This window comes from Salegentibacter chungangensis, assembly GCF_042678405.1.
In the GTDB taxonomy this organism is placed as follows: Bacteria; Bacteroidota; Bacteroidia; order Flavobacteriales; family Flavobacteriaceae; genus Salegentibacter_A; species Salegentibacter_A chungangensis.
Genome location: NZ_JBHTLI010000002.1, coordinates 1 through 21,724, shown reverse-complemented (window position 1 = coordinate 21,724; position 21,724 = coordinate 1). Strand labels below are relative to the sequence as shown.

Here is a 21,724-nt window from a genome sequence, read left to right as displayed (position 1 = left end):
ATTATTTGTGTTTTAACTTGTTTAGCGCTTCTTCCAAAGCCTCTTTGAAGAGTGGGTATTCCTCATTCTCTTCGATTAATTTATCGCTCAAAATATCGACCTGTAAGCCTTCGTAATCCAAATTAAATAGATTCGCTACAGTAGGTATCATTTCGATATTCCCTTTACGGTCTCCTTTTTCAATTTTACTAAGGGTAGATTGATCTAAATCTAAGTTAGCCGCAATCTTTCTCAATGGTAGATTGTTAGCTTCCCGATACTCCTTAATAATTGCTCCTAGTTTTTTACTCCATTTGTCAGACATAGTATTTTGGACAAGTTTGCCAAACAAATATAGTTAAATAGATTTATTATAGACACCGTATTTTAGGTAGTTAAGGAAACAGAGGAAGCTAAGGAATAATTTAACATTCTCAATGTTCTTGTTTTTCATCAATAGAGAAGTTCATACGAGTGTTCTGTAGCTTACGGTGAATGAGGTTTGTTACTATTAAATAGAGCAGAAAGCGAAAATTTATGCAATTGATACATTTTGGAAAATATTAAACTAGTGAATTAGACCAAAATCTCATGCTTTCAGTAGAAAGGGACATGGAAGAGATTGTATAAAAGGAATGTTTTAATGATTAGAAAGTTAAATTCGTTTATAAGAGGGAATATATTGAATTGGTTCAGTTTGAGTAGATATTAGTAATATTTTCGAGTTTTCTAAAATAATCCTCTAGGTCGTGATTGTATATCCCTTCTTTTTTTAATTCTTCATCAGTTTTACCATAGCGCATATCCCATAGTTTGATTTTTATTCCTTGATCCTTCATTCGGTTTACTTGCTTCATAGCAACCAAAACTGCCTGATTACTCATGTCTGGTACCAAAAGGATCTTGTGACCCTTTAAGCTTTCTATTTTATCATTAGTTAAACCATTTAATCCACCATAAGCTAACCAGGTGAATTGAGGTAATAGAATATCTCCTACTAAAGCTGTTTTTTCACTTTCGACCAAAACTACTGTATATCTACCTTTATTGTAATTTATTAATAAGTGGGCTCCAAATAAACAGGCATAATAACCTTCTTCATTCTTATAGGGTACCTTAAACCTATTCGTTCTTTTTCCATTTTGATCATAAAAAGCAACTTTACATTTCTGAACCTGATGATTTTTGTTGATCATCCAAAAAACGGTTCCACCTGCTTTACAGGTGCCTATAGCATATTTTTCCAATGTCTCCTGAACTCTACCATGTTCGTAGGTTCTTTTCAGGTACCTAATCAGATTATTTTCAGGTTTATTCCTGTAATAATTCCAGATTATCTTTTCAGGGACAAACTGTTGTTGGATCCTGGTAGACCTCGAATTTTTAATTTTATTTAAATACCCAGGATTTGTTAATTGGCCAGAAAACGGAAGCGAAGCTTTACCACAGCTGTGACAATATCCAAACTGTTCTGGGAAACCTTGATAGTTAACAAACTTACCATCTCTGTTAGATTTACCACAACAGGGAGTTACTAACCGGTATTTTCTTTTCTTCTCAAATTTTAATTCCTTTTCCATAATAAAATTGATCTGCAACATGCAACTTGCAATTGTTTGTATAGTTGGTTGTATTGGTTCTATTTTCAAGGCCTTAACTAACGAAAGTCTTTGAGTTGCGTGTTGCACGTTGCATTACTTTTGTTTTGCCAATCTTCTACTTACCGTAGATTTATTTTTCCCGATAACTTTTCCTATTTCTTCTAGGCTGGCACCATTATTAAATCCTAGCTGTATAACCGAATCAAGATCAAGCTTTTTTGAACTATCATTGGAGTATTCCTGACATATCAAATCAAAATTCATTTTATAAAAATTCAATAGTTTTATGGCTATATCAACCGTTTTAGTCGAGATTGTCATAGCATAGTGAGGGGATTGAGATTCAAAAATGGTATGCACGATAATTATTAGTTTATGAATATTGATTTGCATTTTAGAAATATATGGCTGCATTAGCTGCGAAGCTGTTTGCTGTTCGTTACTTAAACTCTGTTTGTAGTTGTAGAGGACATCTTCAGCTTCCATACTGCATTTAAGCATTAATCTTGATTCATTGCCATCTTCAATACCATCTCGTAATTCAAGAACTCTTAATAAATTATCCTTGTATTTTCTATAAGTATTAGAGTTGATCCCATTTTTACTCAATTTAGGGTTATGAGTCAATTTATAACTAAAAAGGAACCGATCTACAAGACCACTTTCCAAATTGCCACCTCCAAATAGTTTGGGAATAAATTCCTTCTGAATTGACCCAAGAAGAACTGGATAAGCCTGTTCAATTCGGTAAGATTCCATAGTTTTCCTTTTAATATCCACAACCTCATTTGTATTACCTTCTAGTAACAACTCTCTCCAGGCGGGACCATCACTGCTATTTGGATTACCCATTTTATTAATCAGTTGGAAAAGCTCATCCATATAAATTCCCAATGAGTATGGGTTATGATAATGTGTTAAATGCGCAGCTTCAATGGTTGCATTTTGTATCAACAATTGCTTTCTTTTAATGCCTTCCGGTTCTGAAGTCTCCTTCCTCTCAGATTCATATTCATGGTATTTTTCATTATCAAAAGTTTTTAATGGCTTCATGGCCAACTTCATTGCTGGTGATTTCATATCTCCACGTCCTCCAATTAGCGCCAAATAAAGATTTCCATAGTTGTCAAAACCCATCGAATCTAATCCGATAGCTAATCCAGTAGCATTACTGTATGCAAAAATTATTGAGCTTAGTAAATACTCCTTTGGTATTTGATTTTTGATGAAAGCTTCATTTATCAAAGATCTAATGCTATCAGGTAACGTTTCAATAATTGATTCTAATTCGAGAATTGCTTTTTCCTCAGGGGAGCTACTCTGATAAATGATTTCTTTTTCGATGTCCTTTTCACTTTTAAACTCCATGATTCTTAATTTTTAGATAAACAAGAGCTTCAGTTTTCTTATCACAAAAAGCATAAGTGCCGTCATTTCTCATAGGAACATTTCTCAGTTGAATATATCTTCTGTCTATTCTTTCGATCAACTTATTTAAATCATTTCTGGTAACCGATTTACTTCCAGCTGGTGTCAATAATCCTTTTATGGCATCGTATCCGAATGCGGCTATAAATGCATTCATAATTGAGGCCGCATTAATAGTTGGCGAGGATTCATTTTTAACTTCCTCAGACTTTTTTGTTGTTAGACCTGCGGGTTTTTTTAAACCGGTTGATTTTCTTTTTTGGTAAGCTCTACTTCTACATGAATCAGAACAATATTTTTGAACTCCTCTTCTTTTTGGGATATATAGCTTGCTGCAGTTTTTGCAAATTTCTTGGTACATAAGCGTGAATTTTACGTTTGTTTTACGGTTAAAATCTTTTATTCTTGAGTAAATACTCACTTGCTCTTATTTTCACATCCTTTGTTGAAAATGTTTCGACCGGATTTTTTCCAGCCTTTAGCCATTCTATTAAAGCTGATTTTGAGAAGCGAAGTTTCTTTCCTCTTTTGAAAAACGGAATCTCATTTCTATGAGTTTTTCCATAAACAGTTGCTGGACTAAGCCCTAAAATTTTTGCAGCTGATTTTACGTCGATGATATCATCTTCATCAGCAGTCTTTTCTTTTTCTTTGTTTTTAAGGAGGTCATACATTCTTAAAGTAAATTGCTCTAGATCCTTCTCCTGGATCATAATTACGTTTTCCATCTTATCTAATTTTATGGGTTAAACTTGAAGCAAAATTACTTTGAGAGTAGGGGATAAGAGACCTTGGGTGTAGGAGAGGTGATAATGTGTTTTTTAAGTTAAGTAGAAGTAAATCAATATCTTATTTTGGTTGTTTCATTCAGAATAACGCATAAAGACACAAAAAAACCAGCAAGAAATTACTTGCTGGTTTTTTGAGTAAAGTAGATTTAGTTTGTTCTAGGTGGTTTTAGTTAGCAATTTTCTTAATTCTGGAATAAACCTATCTACTTTTAATCTTTGCAGTTTCTGGATCAGGTTTTCAATATTTTCTCTTTCCGATTTTTTACTGACGTCAACATGTTCCCCTAGTTTTCTATATACCGATTGATTAGATAATTTCTTTTCAATTATACGGTTATCGAATAGGTCTTCCGTTAAAAAGATTAACCGATAAAATTCAGGTGCCCTCAGAAGTCTGTGGAGCGGAACCTTGAGATTATATAGCACCTTTACAATGAGTACTTTTTCATCCTGTGTCAAGCTTTCTGCTAATGTATTTTGTTTGACATCATCTGTTGTATCTAAGCTTTTAATTGTGATACCATGGTCTTGATCCATTTTTAAGTGTCTGCCTCTTTCATGGAAGTCATCTAAAGTGTTATACCCATCTTCAATTTTATATAAAGATACTTTGTCGATGGCATTAGTTTGATAGCATCGGTCGTAATAAGGACGATTATTTTGATAATTGATGATTCCCTCTTCCAAAGCTCTTAATTGCGCTAATTGAGCTATGAAATATTTATAGTTACTACCTGTATTTAATTTCTGAAACTCTTCCTTTATTTCATTTGAAAGGATTCTGTTTAATGCATGCTTGGAATATTTGGTATTCTTTAAGCCTATCATATCAATGAGTGGTTTAAACTTTGCATAGTTCCACCTTTCTTTTATTTTCTTAAGCTGAAGATTATATTGTTCTAAGGTCTTCTGGTCGGCATAACTGAAAGGACGGTCTTGTTTTTTATATTTTTCTAATTCTGATTGGAGAATATGTGTTAACCTCCTCTGAGTTGCTTTGAAAAAATAATTGTAGGTTCCTTTATAGTCCATCCAAATCTACGTTTACGTTATTGACAGCTTTAATTTTATTTTTATCCATACTTTGAAGGTAGATCTGTGTGGTCGTAATATTCTTGTGACCCAATAGATCTTTTATAGTATAGATGTTTTCGTTTTTTGATAGGTTGATAATAGCGAAAGAATGTCGGAAGTTGTGAAATGAAATTTTCTTTTTAATTCCTGCATCTTCAACCCACTTTTTAAGTTCTCTGATAACCTTGTAATATGGAATGTCGCTAAAAATTTTACCTTCAGTGCTTTCTTGTGACTTAAGAATTTTTAAAGCTGCTTGCGAAATAGGGTGAGTATGACGATGATCTGTTTTTTGTTCTCTCAAGTGAATATAGGTGCCCTGGTGGGTATCTTCAAAAACATCATCCCATTCTAGTTTCACTACATCAGAATACCGTAAGCCCGTCAAGGCCGAAAACATGGCCATATGTTTAACGATTGGACTATTTATGGGAGTTTTCCATAATTTACCCAATTCCTCTTCAGAAACATATTCACGAATATTCCTTTTTTCTTTAATGTATTTTGCATCCTCAGCAAGATTACTGGGAAGGATCTTTTCTTTATATGCTTTTTTAAGGATAATGATGAACTGTTTGTAATATGCGGAAGCTGTATTATTAGCGAGCTTTTTCTTATTGGTACGAAGGTTATTGGTGGTAAGCAGGAAATTTCGGTATTGGTCTACATGCCATTTCGTGAGTTTTCTTGATTCCAAATCTTTTCCAGCAAATTCAAACCAGTATTTTAAAGAAGCTTTCCAAGAATGATAATTTCCCTTGCTGCCAGTATTGTAATATTCCTCTACAATTGAATTATAGAAGTCGTAAAAATTTACATTATGCTGGATGTTATCTACCAACCCAAATTCCTTATTTCGTATTTGTAGAAATCTTGCTGCCCTAATTTCTTCCGCCAACTCTATTTGAGCATCATTATGTTTCTGTTGCCATTCGTTTTCTGGAACCTCATATATTTTCATTTTCAGAAATTCCCGGCGAGATAGTTTAGCTGTGGAAGGGATTATAACTGGGGGGTAATAGTCTAGGTATAGGCTAAGCATTCCGCTTTTGAGCTTTTTAAATCGTAGGGTAACCGTGGTTTTCTTCATTTTAAGCTTTTTGGTTGAATAGCGTATCTATTTCAGTGCGTTTGATTCGTGTCATACGTTGTCCCAGATTAACCGACTGAATGGTTTTGTTAGTGATCATTCGGTAAATAGATTTTGAAGAACATCCAAGTAAGAGGGAAGCTTCTTTCACCGTTAAGTAATCTTTTTGTTGAATATCGCTCAAATCACTTTTCTTGCTCTGTGTTTTTGGTGCTGGATTGCGAGCCTTATTTATTTTCTCGGCCCGTTTCCTGGCTTTGTAAGCAATCTTAGCACAGTTGTCACTGCAATACTTTGTAACCGTTGTTTTAGCGATGAATTCACTATTGCATAATTGGCAATTTTTCTTAATTCTAATATTAGAGCTCATAAATATCTATTGAGGATTTGTAAGAGCCTTTAAGAGAAATAAGGGACATTTCGCTAGGGCTTTTTGAAGGCGATAAGGATAAATAAGTGGACATCATTTCTCCATAATTAAGGGACACTTCCATTAGTTTCATTTTAGATGAAATAAGAGACATTCTTAAAGCGAATCTAATAAAAGTTTTATGAAAAAAAGGTACAAATAAGCTAATATTTGTACCTTTTAACAAAAGCTAAAATAATAAGGTTTGCCTTTTATCTATTGTTATACTTACGATTTGGTTGATTTTGTTTTTTGTTAGTTTGTGTTTCTATTTCCCAATACAGAAATTCGCAAAGATATTCCCCAGCAGGTCATCATTGGTGATCTCTCCTGTTATTTCCCCGAAATGATGTAAAGCCTGGCGGATATCGATTGCCAGAAGATCTCCCGATAGGTTTGCGTTAAGGCCTTCTTCCACTTTGTTGATCTCTTCAAGCGCCTTGAGAAGTGCATTATAGTGCCTGCTGTTGGTCACTATGGTGTTGTTATTCCTAAGCGCCCCGGTATTGACGAATTCCAGCAGTTTATCCTTAAGTTCATCCACACCGGTACCGGTTTTTGCCGAAAGTAACTTCAGGTTGGTACGCGGGATGTTGCCAAGATCAGATTCCAGCATTTCCTTTTCTTCTGCGGAAAGCTGATCTACCTTATTCGCAACAATGATTATGGGTTTTTGCGGGAATTTATTTTTGATCTTTTCAATTTCAAAGTGAACTTCCTTAAGTCTGTCACTATCGGCTTTAAGCCTGGAACTGTCTACCAGGTAAACCACCACCTGCGCCTGGTTTATTTTTTCGAAGGTTTTTCTGATCCCAATGCTTTCCACTACATCTTTGGTCTCACGGATCCCGGCCGTATCGATAAATCTGAAGCCCACTCCACCAATGCTCATTTCATCTTCTATGGTATCACGCGTGGTTCCTGCGATCTCCGAAACTATGGCTCGTTCCTCATTCAGAAGGGAATTCAGCAGGGTAGATTTCCCAACATTGGGTTCCCCGACGATAGCTACGGGAATTCCGTTTTTCAATACATTTCCGGTAGCGAATGAATCAACCAGTTTTTTCAGAACCTTCTGGATTTTAAAAATAAGTTCTTTGAACTGATCACGGTTGGCGAATTCAACATCTTCTTCAGCAAAGTCAAGCTCGAGCTCTATAAGAGAAGCGAAATTGAGCAATTCTTCCCTTAGTTTTTGTATTTCATTTGAAAAGCCGCCACGCATCTGCTGCATCGCCATCTGGTGGGAAGCCTGGTTTTCCGAAGAAATAAGGTCGGCTACGGCTTCAGCCTGGCTCAGGTCCATTTTTCCGTTAAGGAAAGCGCGAAGGGTAAATTCTCCGGCTTCAGCTGAACGGCATCCTTTCCTAACCAGTAACTGGATGATCTCCTGCTGGATATAAGGACTTCCGTGACAGGAAATCTCAACGGTCTCTTCGCCTGTATAAGACCTGGTGCCTTTAAAGATCGATACCAACACTTCATCTAAAGTACGCTCCCCGTCAACGATATTACCAAGATGCAGCGTATGTGAAGGCTGCTCTTTTAGTTCTTTTTTGCTCTTTGCATTAAATAGAGGTGCGACAATAGATAAGGCTTCAGGTCCTGAAACCCGTATTACGGCAATAGCACCGGCACCCGAGGGAGTGGCAAGCGCGACTATGGTATCGTTCAATTTCATAGGGCAAAGGTAATAAATCAGTTTGCAGTTTCCAGCCTTCAGTCTTTGGTTTTGAGCAGGGCTTACATTTTGTCCTGACCAAGGGAAAAACAGGATTTTATTGTAACAAATTTTAAGCTCAGGCGTCATACTAATACAGGACAGCATAAGTCCCCGTTAATCCTATAAAATTATGAGAGAAGATAATCAAATGTTAATGATCACTCACCTGAGCCAGCTTCTGGACCTGGTTACCGGAATCGGGGGATTTATAGTGCCGTTAATCTTATGGCTTACGCAGAAAGATAAAGTAGCAGGAATGGATGCTCACGGAAAAATGATCCTGAACTTCCAGATCAGTTTATTTATCTACAGCATACTTTCCATTCCGCTTATCATTTTGTTCGGGTTAGGGATATTTCTATTGATCGCTATCGGAATTATCGCTCTGATATTTCCAATTCTGAATGCGATAAAAGTGAGCAACGGAGAAATGCCATCTTATCCTCTAAGTATTGAAATCATAAAATAAAGGCAACTCAAAAAACTGCCTGAAAGAATCTATAGTTTGTCTTAATTTAGGAAACCCGGTCATCAGATAATTTGATCGGGTTTTCTATTGCTTTCAAATAAAAAAGCGCTATCTATTTGACAGCGCTTTTTTTTATTATTAAGCTCTTTTTTTAGCTGTTCAGCATTACCGGCATCACAAGCATCGTGATCTTTTCTCCCGGGTCAAGTCCGTCTACCGGGGTAAGAATACCTGCCCTGTTAGGCAGACTCATTTCCAGTTGAACTTCATCTGAACTTAAGTTGTTCAGCATTTCAGTAAGGAATCTTGAGTTGAAGCCTATTTGCATATCATCTCCCTGATAAGCACAGGTTAGACGCTCTTCAGCCTTATTGCTGTAGTCAACATCTTCAGCTGAAATATTCAATTCGGCTCCTGCAATTTTAAGTCTCACCTGGTGAGTGGTCTTATTAGAGAAAATAGATACCCTTCTTACAGAACTCAGGAACTGGTTTCTTTCTATGGTAAGCTTGTTCGGGTTCTCTTTCGGGATCACCGCTTCGTAGTTCGGGTATTTCCCGTCAATTAATCGGCAAATAAGCTGGGTATCATCAAAAGTGAACTTAGCATTAGATTCGTTATACTCGATCAATACTTCGCTCTCACTGCCGGCAAGGATCCCTTTTAAAAGGTTTAAAGGTTTCTTCGGCATAATGAATTCTGAAGCCTGGGATGCCTTAACATCTTCCCTGGAATACTTTACAAGTTTATGAGCATCTGTTGCCACAAAGGTCAGCCCGTCTGTAGAGAACTGAAAGAAAACTCCGCTCATTACCGGACGAAGATCATCATTTCCTGAAGCGAAAATGGTCTTGCTGATAGCAGTTGCAAGAATATCTCCCTCTATAACAGTACTGCTTGGCTCCTCAAGTTCTACCGGGTTAGGGAATTCTTCGCCGTCAGCATAGGCAAGGGCATATTTCCCGTGGTTAGAACTAAGTTCTATAGTGTTGTTGTCTTCAACTACAAAGGTCAGCGGCTGCTCCGGGAAGGTCTTAAGTGTATCTAAAAGCAATTTTGCCGGAACGGCTATTTTCCCTTCGGAATCTGATTCTACCTTTAACTTCGCAGACATCGTGGTTTCAAGGTCTGAGGCTGAAACCGTTAATTCATCTTCTTTCAGATCAAACAAAAAGTTGTCTAAGATCGGCAGGGTGTTCGTGTTGTTAATAACACCTCCAAGTATTTGTAGCTGTTTCAGCAAGTAACTGCTGGATACAATAAATTTCATCGGCTTGTTGATTAATTTGAATCAGTTACAAATATATTTGAATACTTGAAAAATCTTAACAGCTTCAGTCATATTTTATTAACAGGAAAATGTGAAGAAAATAAGCTTGAGGTCGCTGAATCAGTACCTTTTGAGAAATGTAATGTAAGAAATTGTTAATATGTAGAGTTCAAATCGAATTCAGGTCTTCTAAAATGACCTATTTGATATATTTCCTTCTTCTGTAGGCTCTGAAAAGGAAGGCGAAAACAAGCAGCAGGAGCAAGGGAAGACCAAGGTTTATCACCTGCCACTTGGTACGCTCTGCTTGTGTTTTCTGAGTATCGAGAAAAGGGATGCTGATCTCTTTAGACCGGATGTCGATCAGGCCGTTATCATCAAGCATATAATTTACCGCATTCAGCAGAAATTCCTTGTTCCCGTAAGTATTTCCCGTGTATCTTTCAAAGCCGAGCTCAAGAGGCTTACCTTTCTGAACTTCGTTCTTAATGACATCACCATCGGAGATCACCAGCATTTTGGTCTCTTTTCCTTTCTTGATGAAATTATCGACTTCAAAAGGCTTTATACGGTTCTTATAAAGTGAAGTGAATCTGCCTTCTAAAAGTACGGCCAAAGGCTGTTCTCCGTCAGTGTAAGAGGCGATATTCGGTTGCTGGCTGACCATTTCCAGGCTAATTTGTTTGGGAGTGCCTTCTACCTTTGTTTTAGGAGAACTGCTAAGCAGAACGGTCTTTTTAATATCGTTGTTAAGCGTATCGATCTGGTTGGCGTAATCGAACTTCACCGCCTCGATATTGTTGATTATAGGGTGGGTGTTAGGAGAGGAGGTAAGCGGACTGTAAAACCAGGGGTAGGGATTGAACCGGGTATTGTTTCCGCTCCCGGACGCAAGAATAATGGGCGCAGAGTAAATGTCGTTGATCAAAACAGGGTTTATCCTGATCCCGTAAGAGAAGAAAAAATCGGTTAAATTAAGGTCTCTTGGTAGTGCAAAGCCGGTTCCGGCCGGGTTCAGGAGACTGTCTTTTTCCATCGCCACACTTTCTGCAAGCCACAAGGCTTTTCCGCCGCTCATTAAATACTGATCTAAAACCAACTTTTCTTTTTCGGTATAAGGCTGGGTCGGTTTGGCTTCAATGATCAGGTCGTATTCCTTAAGTTCGTCCAGCGTTCTTTGCGGAGAGGCGTCTACCGAATCCAGGGTAAAGGGGGCCATAAAATAGTATTGCTGTATGGTCTTCACGAAGTCAGCGATATGGGCATCGGCCAGTTCTCCGTTACCTCGCATAACCGCTATCTTTTTCTTCCGCGGATAGATAAGTTTACTAAGTCCGTCAGCAAAAGCGTATTCCAGCTGTTGCACCGAGTTGGTTACGCGTTCCTCATCTGTAGCGCCCAGTTTGTTCTTTAGGAGCGGGATCTTTACGGTCTGATCTCCGTAATTGGCAAGGGCCCACGGGAAAATAATTGCCTCACTGGTCTTCCCGTTTTCTTTTACATTAAGTCGGGCGGGGGTCATCCCCATCCGGTAAAATTCCTCGGCAACGGCATTCGCATCATCGCCCTCTTCCAGCGGATTTATGAAGTTGAAGCGAATGTTGCTGTTGTAGGCAGTGAATTCTTCCAGAAGCTGCCTCGTCTCATTTTTAAGTCTTCTGAATTCCGGGGGGAAATCACCTTCAAGAAAAACATCAATGATCACCGGTCTTTTGGCATCTGTGATTATTTCTTTTGCCGCCGGAGAAAGGGTGTACCGGTTATCCTGGGTAAGGTCGAAACGTTCAAAATAATTTGCAGCCAGAATATTTACAGCTGCTAAAATTATGAGCAGGATCGCGAAAGATTTATATGTTGCGGCCTTTTTCAAATCTCAGGAGTTTTGCTGTATGGATTTCAGTTTTAATTGAGTGGCTTTCAGAAATAATACGATTATGCTCATAAAATAGATCAGGTCCCTGGTATCTACCACCCCGCGGCTTATGCTCCTGTAGTGATAACTAAGCCCCAGGTATTCCAGCCCGTAACTGGAGTTCCCGATTACTCCCAGGCCAGCGAGCCCTTCAAAAGCAAAATAACTCAGGAAACAAAGGAAAACCGCGATGATAAAGGCCACGATCTGGTTAGAGGAGAGACTTGATGAAAAGATCCCGATGGCGGTATAGCAGGCAGCCAGAAAAAGCAACCCGAAATAGGATCCCATTGTCGCTCCTAAATCGAAATTCCCGACCGGATCTCCCAGCTGGTCTATCGTCAACACGTATAATAATGTTGGCAGGATCGCCAGGCTCACCAGTATAAAAGCCCCAAGGAATTTCCCTGTTATCAGCTGCCAGAGTCCTATAGGTTTGGTGAAAAGGATCTCCATAGTTCCCTGTCTTTTTTCTTCGGCAAAACTCTTCATACTTATTGCCGGAATCAGAAAGATAAAGATCCAGGGCGCGAGGTTAAAGAATGGTTTGATATCGGCAAAGCCATTATCGAGAATGTTATAATCGCCGGTAAATACAAAGAGGAACAGGCCTGAAGCCACCAGAAAAATCCCGATCACAAGGTAACCGATAGGGGAGGAAAAAAAGGATTGTATTTCTTTATTTAGTATGGCGAGCATTAATTGTTTTCTGTTTCAAAATGCAAGATATCAGATTTGCTTGATTATTTGGAGTCGCTGGAATAAACTTTGTCTACACTCCAGGCTTCAGGTTTCTCGTTGAATAAGACCTTGGTCTTGGCCCAGACTCCTTTGAATAATTCGGAATGCCGGTATCGCTCAAGAGCTTTTTCATCCTGCCAGTAACTATACGTAAAAAACCGGTTTGTATTGTCCTTGTCCCGGTAAAGCTCCAGGAATTCACAACCTTCAAAACCTCTGATCATCTCCTTCTTCTTTTCGAAATCGGAAAGGAACTCTTCTATTTTGTCGGGCTTAAAGCCCATTTTCACTATTCTTACCAGCATCTTACTCAAATTTTATAGTAATGGTATCCCTGTTCTCAAGTCCGAACAAACTTGCCGCGCTCCCCACGGTAGTAGGGTTGCTTTTATAAATGGCGAGCTCTATATATCCTGCAGAATTGAAAACCGCGAGCTTTTTTCCGTCTTCTTCGCCACGCTTTTCCTTGTCGATATTAAAATTTATGGCATCACTATAAGTCTCGTGAATTTCATTGAAGCTTACACTTCTTGCACTAACACTAAAATCCCTTCCTTTACCGATGGTATCAAAGAGCTTTCGTGAAATATTGGTCACTACGTTCCCGTAATTGTCTATATAAAGAACGTGCCCAATTATCTGATTCTTATCGGTATTAATGAGAGGCTCAAATTGCTTCAGGTATTTGATCTCTGTGATGCTCTTGCCAATAACCTCCAGTGTTCCGCCGCGCGCCAGGTGACAGGCAACTTTAACAAAAACGTCCAGGACCGGGAAATTGGTCTCTATCTTATCGTGAATATTGATCTCCACGATCTTTGCAGGCCGTATTTCAGAAGCGATGAGCGAAAGTATACCATTATTGGCGCAAATAAAATAGTGATCATCCAGTAAAACCGCCAGATGTTTGTTTTCCGGGGTTAATTCTGAATCGATCCCGATAATATGAATGCTTCCCTTTGGAAAACTCTGGTAGGCATTCTTTATGATATATGAAGCCTCGCTAATATGAAAAGGAGAAATGGAATGTGAAATATCAACAATCCTTACGTCCGGCAACTCACTGTAAATAGCTCCTTTAACTGCGCCTGAAAAGTAATCTTTCTCTCCAAAATCGGTCGTTAAAGTGATTATGGCCATATAGTGATTGTTAATATTTTTTTAACCCGTGACAGGTTATTTTATGTAAGTTTGTATAGTAGGCGAAGATAATTTATTTTCATCAAAACATTTCAAATTGCAGATAAAATAAAGCCTGTCCCGTCTTACAAAATTAGTATTTGAAATTGGTTGTACAAATTCAAAATACTTATCTTTAGTTAGAATGTCAGGATGTTTTGGAATCGATATTAACATAAAACCATAGGCTTTTGAACGAACTTATCATTGAACTTTCAGAGATCAACCCAAGGGAATTTTTCGGACAACATAACGAACATATAGAGCTGCTAAAAAAGTACTTTCCCAAACTAAAAATTGTAGCCAGAGGGACCAAGATCAAGGTCTATGGTGACGAAGAGCAACTGGAAGAATTTGATAAGCGTTTTTCGATGCTTGCCGATCATTTTAGCAAGTATAATAAACTGGATGAGAATGTGATTGAAAGGGTGCTGACCAGTGAAAGCCGTGAAGATTACGCGACTTCAGACGAAAGTGGAGAAGTCCTGGTTCACGGGGTAAGTGGCAGGCTCATTAAGGCGCAGACGGCCAATCAGCGTAAACTTGTAGAGTATACCCGTAAGAACGATCTTGTATTCGCCATTGGTCCGGCAGGTACCGGTAAGACCTATACAGGAGTGGCCTTAGCGGTAAAAGCCCTGAAGGAAAAGCAGGTAAGGAGAATTATCCTTACCCGTCCTGCTGTGGAAGCAGGGGAGAACCTTGGGTTCCTTCCGGGAGACCTTAAAGAGAAACTGGACCCGTATATGCAACCGCTTTATGATGCGTTGCGCGATATGATCCCGGCAGAAAAGCTGGACACCTTTATTGAAAAAGGAATAATACAAATAGCACCCCTTGCATTTATGAGGGGTAGAACTCTGGATAACGCATTCGTGATTCTGGATGAGGCGCAGAATACCACTCACGCCCAGATGAAGATGTTCCTGACCAGGATGGGGAAAAATGCCAAATTTATGATCACCGGAGATCCCGGGCAGATCGACCTTCCCCGAAGAACAATTTCAGGATTAAAGGAAGCATTACTTGTGCTCAAAGAAGTGAAGGGAGTGGGGATGATCTACCTGGATGATAAAGATGTGATAAGACACAAACTGGTCAAGAAGATCATTGCCGCTTACAAGGAAATAGAACATACCGAATAATACAAGAGCCTCACGTGTAAACTGTGGGGCTTTTTTAATGAAAATAGATAGTAAAAATCAAAGCAGAAGATTAATTAAAATGAACAATACTATTACCCGTACTAATTTTAATTTCCCGGGACAGATATCAGTTTATAAAGGAAAAGTAAGAGATGTATATGCACTAAAAGATGACAGGTTGCTGATGATCGCTACCGATCGTCTTTCGGCTTTTGATGTGGTGATGCCTAAAGGAATTCCTTATAAAGGACAGATCCTTAACCAGATCGCTACCAAGATGATGGAGGCCACTAAGGATATTGTTCCTAACTGGCTGGAAGCTACACCCGACCCTAATGTTGCGGTGGGGAAAAAATGTGAGCCTTTTAAGGTTGAAATGGTGATCAGGGGATACCTTTCCGGTCACGCTGCGAGGGAATATAAAGCGGGAAAAAGAGAACTGTGCGGTGTGAAAATGCCTGAGGGAATGAAGGAAAACGATCGTTTCCCAAATCCAATTATTACCCCGGCTACCAAGGCCGAGCAGGGAGATCACGATGAAGATATTTCCAGGGAAGACATTCTGAAAAGAGGAATAGTTTCAGAAGATGATTATAAGGTTCTTGAGGATTATACCAGGAAACTTTTCGAAAGAGGAAGGCAGATCGCGAAAGAGCGGGGGCTTATCCTGGTCGATACCAAGTATGAGTTCGGGAAGACCGAAGACGGAAAGATCGTCCTTATAGATGAGATACATACTCCTGATTCCTCGAGATTCTTTTATATGAAGGGATACGAGGAACGCCAGGAAAATAATGAGCCTCAAAAGCAGTTGTCAAAAGAATTTGTAAGGCAATGGCTTATTGAAAACGGGTTCCAGGGAAAGGAAGGGCAGCAGCTTCCTGAAATGAGTGACGAATATATTGAATCGGTATCCGAGAGATATATTGAACTTTATGAAAAGATCACCGGAGAGAAATTTGAGAAAGCTGATGTCTCTAACATCGAAAAGCGTATTGAAGACAATGTGTTAAAGTACCTCGGGTAGACACAGCATTTACAAGGTTTAAAAGCCGGAATGAAATGATCATTCCGGCTTTTTTGTTTTTACAATGAAGTCTACTTATGTGAAAATTTATATATTTAAATTCTACTTATGTTAAAAATTTACTTAACCTAATATTAGGAAGGATTATTAAACAATTTTATACATTGTAGAGCAAATTGAAAATTAACCGCACCAACCTAAATTAAATTATGAGTAACTATCATATCAAGCATCTGGAAGAATATTTCCAGGTTTATAGAAAATCGGTTCGCGAACCGGAGAATTTCTGGGAAGAGGTAGCAGAAGAGCATTTTATCTGGAGAAAGAAATGGGATAATGTCCTGAGCTGGGATTTTTCCAAACCCGAGATCAAATGGTTCGAAAATGCCAAACTTAATATCACCGAAAACTGTATAGATCGTCACCTTCTTACCCGTGGAGATAAGACAGCGATCATCTGGGAACCTAACGACCCTAAGGAAGAAGCAAAGCATATCAGCTATAATCAGCTTCATAAGGAGGTGAATAAATTTGCGAACGTCCTGAAGGCAAATGGTATCGGAAAAGGGGATAGGGTATGTATCTACCTGCCTATGATTCCGGAGCTTTCTGTGGCAATGCTTGCCTGTGCAAGGATTGGGGCTATACATTCGGTGGTTTTCGCGGGCTTTTCTTCTAAAGCTCTTGCAACCCGAACCAAAGATGCCGACTGTAAAATGATGATCACCTCAGATGGCTCATATCGCGGTCACAAGACCATAGACCTTAAGGGCATCGTAGATGATGCTCTTGAAGAATGTCCCGATGTGGAAACCGTATTGGTTGCAAAACGCATCAATGCCGATGTAAATATGAAAGAAGGAAGAGATAAATGGTTGCAGCCTTTACTTGATGAAGCTTCAGATGAATGTGTCCCGGAGATTCTTGATGCCGAAGACCCGCTTTTCATTCTTTATACTTCGGGATCTACAGGAACCCCGAAAGGGATGCTTCACACCACGGGAGGTTATATGGTTTATACTGCGTATACCTTTAAGAATATCTTTCGCTATGAAGAGAATGATGTGTACTGGTGCACCGCCGATATCGGATGGATCACCGGTCACTCCTATATATTATACGGACCCCTTGCGAATGGAGCCACAACCCTGATGTTTGAAGGGGTGCCTTCTTACCCCGATTTTGGCCGTTTCTGGGAAGTAGTTGAAAAACATAAGGTAAATCAGTTCTATACCGCACCAACTGCAATAAGGGCTTTGGCTAAAAAGAACCTGAATCTTGTCGAAAATCACGACCTGTCATCCTTAAAAGTACTTGGTTCCGTAGGGGAACCTATTAACGAGGAAGCCTGGCACTGGTACAATGATAATATAGGTAAAAATAAGAGCCCTATTGTGGATACATGGTGGCAAACGGAAACCGGGGGAATTATGATCTCCCCAATTCCTTATGTTACTCCTGCTAAACCTACCTATGCAACCTTGCCTTTTCCGGGAATTCAGCCGGCTTTAATGGATGATGAAGGAAATGAGCTGGAAGGGAACCAGGTAGATGGCAGATTGTGCATTAAATTTCCCTGGCCATCTATTGCCAGAACCATCTGGGGAAATCATAAGCGTTATAAGGATACTTACTTCTCGGCCTATGAGAATAAATATTTTACCGGGGATGGAGCTTTACGTGATGAGGTTGGCTATTACAGAATAACAGGTAGGGTAGATGATGTGATCATCGTTTCAGGCCATAACCTGGGTACCGCGCCAATAGAAGATGCCATAGATGAACATCCGGCCGTAGCAGAATCGGCAGTGGTTGGGTTCCCTCACGAAATAAAGGGGAACGCATTATATGGCTTCGTGATCTTAAAAGATACCGGAGAGGTAAGAGATCGCGATAACCTTAGAAAAGAGATCAATCAGCAGATCTCCGATAAGGTAGGACCAATCGCCAAGCCGGAGAAGATCCAGTTCGTTAGCGGTCTTCCGAAAACGAGAAGTGGTAAAATTATGAGGCGTATCCTGAGAAAGATCGCTTCCAAGGACACCTCAGACCTCGGTGATACTTCAACTTTACTGAATCCGGAAGTAGTTGAAGAGATCATAGAAGGAGCTCTTTAGTATTGAGCCCGTTTAACTGATTTAAAAGGCCCCGTTAAAAGGGGCTTTTTTTATACTTCAATTTCGTAATCTTGGATCATTTTCAGGATCACCTTTTCTGTTTCAGACAGAGATGCGTAATTTTTTCTTTCATCCCTTTTTACTTTTCTGAAATAAGGCACGATTTCCCCGGTTTCGTATGATTCCACAATTTTTGGGTGTACATAATAACTTCTGCATACCGCCCGGGTGTTTCCAAGCCCCGTTGCTGCAGCGTCAAAGGCATTCAGAATGTTCCTTTTATTTTCTTTCTCTTCTTCGGAATACCCATTCTCCTTCAGGGTTTCAAAAAAGATCTTGCTGGCAGACCAGGTCCTAAAATCCTTAGCAGAAAATATATCCCCGCTTATATCGTGAATATAATCATTGATCATCCCGCTGTCTATGCTTTGCTTTTGTCCGTTTTCGTCGAAGAATTTGAATAATTCCCAGCCGGGGATATCTTCACACTGGTTCACCAGTTTTATCAGCTTTTTGTTCTTTACGCTAACCGAATGTTCCTTTCCCTTTTTTCCTACAAATTCAAATTTCAGCTGATTTTTATGGGTTTTAACATGGCGTGTCCTGAAAGTGGAAAGTCCGTATGTTTTGTTCGCTTTCGCGTAATAGCTGTTTCCTATACGAATGTGGGTTTCTTCCATTAGGCGGATGATAAGTGCCAGTACTTTTCTTTGTGTCATCTCTTCCATATCAAGGTCTTTATCCACCTGTTTTCTGATCCTGGGCAGAATTTCCCCGAAGGCAGCCATCTTAAAAAACTTTGTCTGGTTTCTTATTTCACGCCATAAGGGATGATACATATATTGTTTCCGGCCTTTTTCATCACGTCCTACCGCTTGTAAATGGCCATTTTTCTGGTTTGAGATCCTTACCTCTTTCCAGGCCGGTGGAATTACCAGACCTTTAATTCGTTTCAGGGTTTCCTTTTTGGTGATCCTTTTTCCCCTGTTCAAATAAGTGAAGCCGCGCCCTACTTTTCGGCGTTCAATGGAGAGATGATCTTCAGAAACGTAAATAAGGTTTGCCATTTCAACGGCTTCAACCGGGTTTTTTATCAGCGTGTGAACTTCGTCCTGAGAAATGGTCATAGCTTTTTTCTTTAAATATAGGCAGCTTCGTATTTAACAGCTGATAAAGAACTGTGAAAGTTAGATTAAGGAAAATAAAAAAACTCCTTTTCGGTTTTCGAAAAGGAGTTTTTTGAAATGTCTACTGAATAATATTTGCGTCTGTACTTTATTCGAAATAGCTGAAAGTATCACCTTCTTTAATTTTAAGGATGCTTTCATAGATAAGGTTTATCACGTTTTCCACATCGTGCTTATGAACCATTTCTACAGTGGTGTGCATATAACGAAGCGGCAGCGAGATCAATGCAGAGGCTACTCCGCCATTGCTATAAGCAAAAGCATCGGTATCTGTACCTGTCATTCTTGAAGAAGCCGCTCTCTGGAACGGGATCTTCTTTTGTTCGGCAGTCTCTATAAGCAGGTCTCTAAGTTTATTCTGAACGGCAGGAGCGTAAAAAATAACCGGACCGTCTCCAATTTTGGTTAGACCATTGGTTTTCTTTTCAATCATCGGGGTAGTGGTATCGTGGGTTACGTCTGTCACGATGGCAACATTTGGCTTAATGCGCTGAGTGATCATTTCTGCTCCTCGTAGCCCGATCTCTTCCTGTACCGAATTGGTGATATAAAGACCGAAAGGTAATTTTTTCTTGTTCTTTTTCAGCAAACGTGCTACTTCTGCAATCATAAACCCGCCAATACGATTATCAAGCGCGCGGCATACATATTTATCTTCATTCAGAATAAAGAATTCATCGGGGTATGTGATCACACAACCAACGTGAACTCCAAGTTTTTCAACTTCCTCCTTGGTGGAGCATCCTACATCTATACAGATGTTTTCCATTTTTGGAGATTCTTCCTTTTCCTTGTTTCTGGTGTGTATGGCCGGCCATCCGAACACCCCTTTAACAATTCCGTTCTTAGTATGGATATTTACTCTTTTGGAGGCGGCGATCTGGTGATCACTTCCTCCGTTTCTTACTACATATATAAGGCCATCATCGGTAATGTAATTCACATACCAGGAAATTTCATCGGCATGTCCTTCTATTACTACCTTAAATTCAGCTTCAGGATTTATCACTCCCACTGCCGTACCGTAGGTGTCGGTAATAAAAGTGTCTACATAAGGTTTCAGGTATTCCATCCACATCTTCTGGCCTTCAGATTCATAACCTGTTGGTGCGGCATTGTTGAGGTATTTCTCAAGAAATTCGACCGATTTCTTATTTAATATACTTTCTTGCTTCATATCACATTAAATTTCCACGAATTTAATAAGAATAAAATGGATGGCAACCGGAGATTGATTAATTTTGGAATGATTTTGGTGCAGATGAGACGGACCCTTAACAGAGTGTAGTGAAGTATTTTTTGTCTATAATATTAGTGTTTATTTCGACCTTAATGTTTTCTCAGGAAAATATTAAGGAGGAAGATACTTTGGAAAAACGCTATATGTTAATAGCCGGTGACTCGGTTCCCCGGGAAGCCATAGATCTCGATGAGGTGGTGATTCTGAAAAAACTGCATTTTAATTCCCTGGAAGATAAACGCCGTTACCTTATATTAAGGAGAAAGACACGTAAAGTTTATCCTTATGCAAAACTGGCATCAGAAAGGCTGGTTGAGCTTAATAGTCGTTTAGACAGGATAGAATCGAAAGGAGCCAGGAAGAAATACACCAAAATGGTTCAGAATTATATCGAGGAGGAATTTTCTGCAGAACTGAAGAAGCTTACTCATACCGAAGGGCAGATACTGGTGAAACTAATTCATCGTCAAACGGGAACTACGGCTTTTAATCTTGTAAAGAACCTCAAAAGCGGATGGAGAGCGTTCTGGTATAATACAACCGCCAGCTTCTTTGATATCTCTTTAAAGGAAGAATATGATCCTGAGTCTAATCACGAAGACTATTTAATAGAGGACATACTACAGCGGTCTTTCCAGGCTGATGTCCTGGAGCCACAAGCCACAGCTCTCGATTTTGAGTATATTGAACTTACCGATAAATGGAGTAGTGATGCTTCTGAGAAAAGGACTTTGAAAACCCGAAGTGAGTAGGAGAGTCGTTTTTTAAATTTTATTTCACATTTATTTTCGATCGTAACCAGATTGTTTTCAGTGGTTTAGTTTTTCCGGTTTTAAAAATTTTTGAAAAACTTTAGAATTGCTCTTGCCAGAGTAAAAAAGCCTTGTATATTTGCAGCCGCTTAGGCGCTGAGGGCTTGCTCTCGGGGGTGAGGCGGAAGTTCATTGAGAGTCTTGTTTTTTTTGGATAGTAGGGGTGATTTGCTCTGAAAAGCTCTTCAAAAATTTTTTCAAAAAAGTTTTGCGGGATTCGAAAAAAAGCCTGTATATTTGCACCCGCTTTGCGAGGCAGCAAATGAGGCTGAGCGCAGGGCGTCACGTTCTTTAGGTACTGTAATTTTTTAGAGTTTTGGCTTCGAAATTTTTTTCAAAAAAACTTTAAAAAATGTTTGCTCAGGAAAGAAAAAGGGTTGTATATTTGCACCCGCTTTCAGGTAAAGCGAGCGATCTGAAACAGACTGAAACAACAACGAAATCCACGGGTAGTGGTAGTTTAAGAAAAGGTTCAACTCCTTTTATTTCGGCGAGGTAACTTTTTTATGGTTACACGAAAGTTCATTGAT

At 39.3% G+C, this 21,724-nt stretch carries 21 protein-coding genes; 5 read left to right on the top strand and 16 right to left on the bottom strand.

Annotated elements, in window-relative coordinates; translation table 11 throughout:
* Position 1 precedes the first annotated feature (1 nt).
* The 9 genes from ACFQ3Q_RS10825 to mnmE form a co-directional block, all read right to left on the bottom strand.
* Complete coding sequence (locus ACFQ3Q_RS10825) at positions 2-304, bottom strand: helix-turn-helix domain-containing protein (protein ID WP_380745701.1); 303 nt, start codon at positions 302-304, stop codon at positions 2-4.
* 367 nt (positions 305-671) lie between these two features.
* The gene (locus ACFQ3Q_RS10820; protein WP_380745698.1) at positions 672-1,559 is read right to left on the bottom strand and encodes a DUF6371 domain-containing protein; all 888 of its coding nucleotides are present in this window, start codon (positions 1,557-1,559) and stop codon (positions 672-674) included.
* 114 nt (positions 1,560-1,673) lie between these two features.
* Entirely contained in the window at positions 1,674-2,948 is a 1,275-nt protein-coding gene (locus tag ACFQ3Q_RS10815; protein ID WP_380745695.1) for a DUF3987 domain-containing protein, read from the bottom strand.
* Positions 2,938-3,369 carry a hypothetical protein gene (locus ACFQ3Q_RS10810; RefSeq protein ID WP_380745692.1) on the bottom strand — a complete coding sequence of 144 codons (432 nt, stop codon included), beginning with the start codon at positions 3,367-3,369 and terminating at the stop codon, positions 2,938-2,940. The genes ACFQ3Q_RS10815 and ACFQ3Q_RS10810 overlap by 11 nt, the downstream gene beginning before the upstream one ends.
* 28 nt (positions 3,370-3,397) lie before the next feature.
* Positions 3,398-3,736: a helix-turn-helix domain-containing protein gene (locus ACFQ3Q_RS10805; protein WP_380745690.1), complete on the bottom strand. Its 339-nt coding sequence runs from the start codon at positions 3,734-3,736 to the stop codon at positions 3,398-3,400.
* A 219-nt stretch (positions 3,737-3,955) separates the two neighbouring features.
* Complete coding sequence (locus tag ACFQ3Q_RS10800) at positions 3,956-4,831, bottom strand: hypothetical protein (protein WP_380745687.1); 876 nt, start codon at positions 4,829-4,831, stop codon at positions 3,956-3,958.
* Complete coding sequence (locus ACFQ3Q_RS10795; protein ID WP_380745684.1) at positions 4,821-5,963, bottom strand: tyrosine-type recombinase/integrase; 1,143 nt, start codon at positions 5,961-5,963, stop codon at positions 4,821-4,823. The genes ACFQ3Q_RS10800 and ACFQ3Q_RS10795 overlap by 11 nt, the downstream gene beginning before the upstream one ends.
* Before the next feature lies 1 nt (position 5,964).
* A complete protein-coding gene (locus ACFQ3Q_RS10790; protein WP_380745681.1) occupies positions 5,965-6,333 on the bottom strand; it encodes a helix-turn-helix domain-containing protein in 369 nt (122 codons plus the stop codon).
* Between the two features lie 307 nt (positions 6,334-6,640).
* Positions 6,641-8,053 (bottom strand): tRNA uridine-5-carboxymethylaminomethyl(34) synthesis GTPase MnmE, encoded by a 1,413-nt coding sequence (gene mnmE / locus ACFQ3Q_RS10785; protein WP_380745678.1) that lies wholly within the window; start codon positions 8,051-8,053, stop codon positions 6,641-6,643.
* 172 nt (positions 8,054-8,225) lie between these two features.
* On the opposite strand from mnmE, the gene ACFQ3Q_RS10780 reads away from it, so the two are divergent.
* Positions 8,226-8,564, top strand: a complete 339-nt coding sequence (locus ACFQ3Q_RS10780) for a DUF4870 domain-containing protein (RefSeq protein WP_380745675.1) — start codon at positions 8,226-8,228, stop codon at positions 8,562-8,564.
* Positions 8,565-8,715: 151 nt separating this feature from the next.
* On the opposite strand, the gene dnaN is transcribed toward ACFQ3Q_RS10780, so the two are convergent.
* The 5 genes from dnaN to ACFQ3Q_RS10755 form a co-directional block, all read right to left on the bottom strand.
* Positions 8,716-9,834, bottom strand: a complete 1,119-nt coding sequence (gene dnaN, locus ACFQ3Q_RS10775; RefSeq protein ID WP_380745672.1) for a DNA polymerase III subunit beta — start codon at positions 9,832-9,834, stop codon at positions 8,716-8,718.
* Positions 9,835-10,033: 199 nt separating this feature from the next.
* Positions 10,034-11,704: a gliding motility-associated ABC transporter substrate-binding protein GldG gene (gene gldG / locus ACFQ3Q_RS10770; RefSeq protein ID WP_380745670.1), complete on the bottom strand. Its 1,671-nt coding sequence runs from the start codon at positions 11,702-11,704 to the stop codon at positions 10,034-10,036.
* A 3-nt stretch (positions 11,705-11,707) separates the two neighbouring features.
* Complete coding sequence (gene gldF / locus ACFQ3Q_RS10765; protein ID WP_380745667.1) at positions 11,708-12,445, bottom strand: gliding motility-associated ABC transporter permease subunit GldF; 738 nt, start codon at positions 12,443-12,445, stop codon at positions 11,708-11,710.
* Between the two features lie 44 nt (positions 12,446-12,489).
* Positions 12,490-12,792 carry a putative quinol monooxygenase gene (locus ACFQ3Q_RS10760; RefSeq protein ID WP_380745665.1) on the bottom strand — a complete coding sequence of 101 codons (303 nt, stop codon included), beginning with the start codon at positions 12,790-12,792 and terminating at the stop codon, positions 12,490-12,492.
* Position 12,793: 1 nt separating this feature from the next.
* Entirely contained in the window at positions 12,794-13,627 is an 834-nt protein-coding gene (locus tag ACFQ3Q_RS10755; RefSeq protein WP_380745662.1) for an SAM hydrolase/SAM-dependent halogenase family protein, read from the bottom strand.
* A gap of 230 nt (positions 13,628-13,857) precedes the next feature.
* Here ACFQ3Q_RS10755 and ACFQ3Q_RS10750 point away from each other — a divergent pair, with 230 nt between their 5' ends.
* The 3 genes from ACFQ3Q_RS10750 to acs all read left to right on the top strand — a co-directional run bounded on the left by ACFQ3Q_RS10750 (position 13,858) and on the right by acs (position 17,955).
* Complete coding sequence (locus ACFQ3Q_RS10750; RefSeq protein WP_380745659.1) at positions 13,858-14,811, top strand: PhoH family protein; 954 nt, start codon at positions 13,858-13,860, stop codon at positions 14,809-14,811.
* 79 nt (positions 14,812-14,890) lie between these two features.
* Positions 14,891-15,838 carry a phosphoribosylaminoimidazolesuccinocarboxamide synthase gene (locus ACFQ3Q_RS10745; protein WP_380745657.1) on the top strand — a complete coding sequence of 316 codons (948 nt, stop codon included), beginning with the start codon at positions 14,891-14,893 and terminating at the stop codon, positions 15,836-15,838.
* A 209-nt stretch (positions 15,839-16,047) separates the two neighbouring features.
* Complete coding sequence (gene acs, locus ACFQ3Q_RS10740) at positions 16,048-17,955, top strand: acetate--CoA ligase (protein ID WP_380745654.1); 1,908 nt, start codon at positions 16,048-16,050, stop codon at positions 17,953-17,955.
* A 50-nt stretch (positions 17,956-18,005) separates the two neighbouring features.
* Here the strand turns inward: acs and ACFQ3Q_RS10735 are convergent, their stop codons facing one another.
* Positions 18,006-19,082, bottom strand: a complete 1,077-nt coding sequence (locus tag ACFQ3Q_RS10735; protein WP_380745651.1) for a DNA topoisomerase IB — start codon at positions 19,080-19,082, stop codon at positions 18,006-18,008.
* Between the two features lie 148 nt (positions 19,083-19,230).
* Entirely contained in the window at positions 19,231-20,319 is a 1,089-nt protein-coding gene (locus ACFQ3Q_RS10730; protein WP_380745648.1) for a M42 family metallopeptidase, read from the bottom strand.
* A 155-nt stretch (positions 20,320-20,474) separates the two neighbouring features.
* Here ACFQ3Q_RS10730 and ACFQ3Q_RS10725 point away from each other — a divergent pair, with 155 nt between their 5' ends.
* Positions 20,475-21,134 (top strand): DUF4294 domain-containing protein, encoded by a 660-nt coding sequence (locus tag ACFQ3Q_RS10725; RefSeq protein WP_380745646.1) that lies wholly within the window; start codon positions 20,475-20,477, stop codon positions 21,132-21,134.
* The last annotated feature ends 590 nt before the right edge of the window (positions 21,135-21,724 follow it).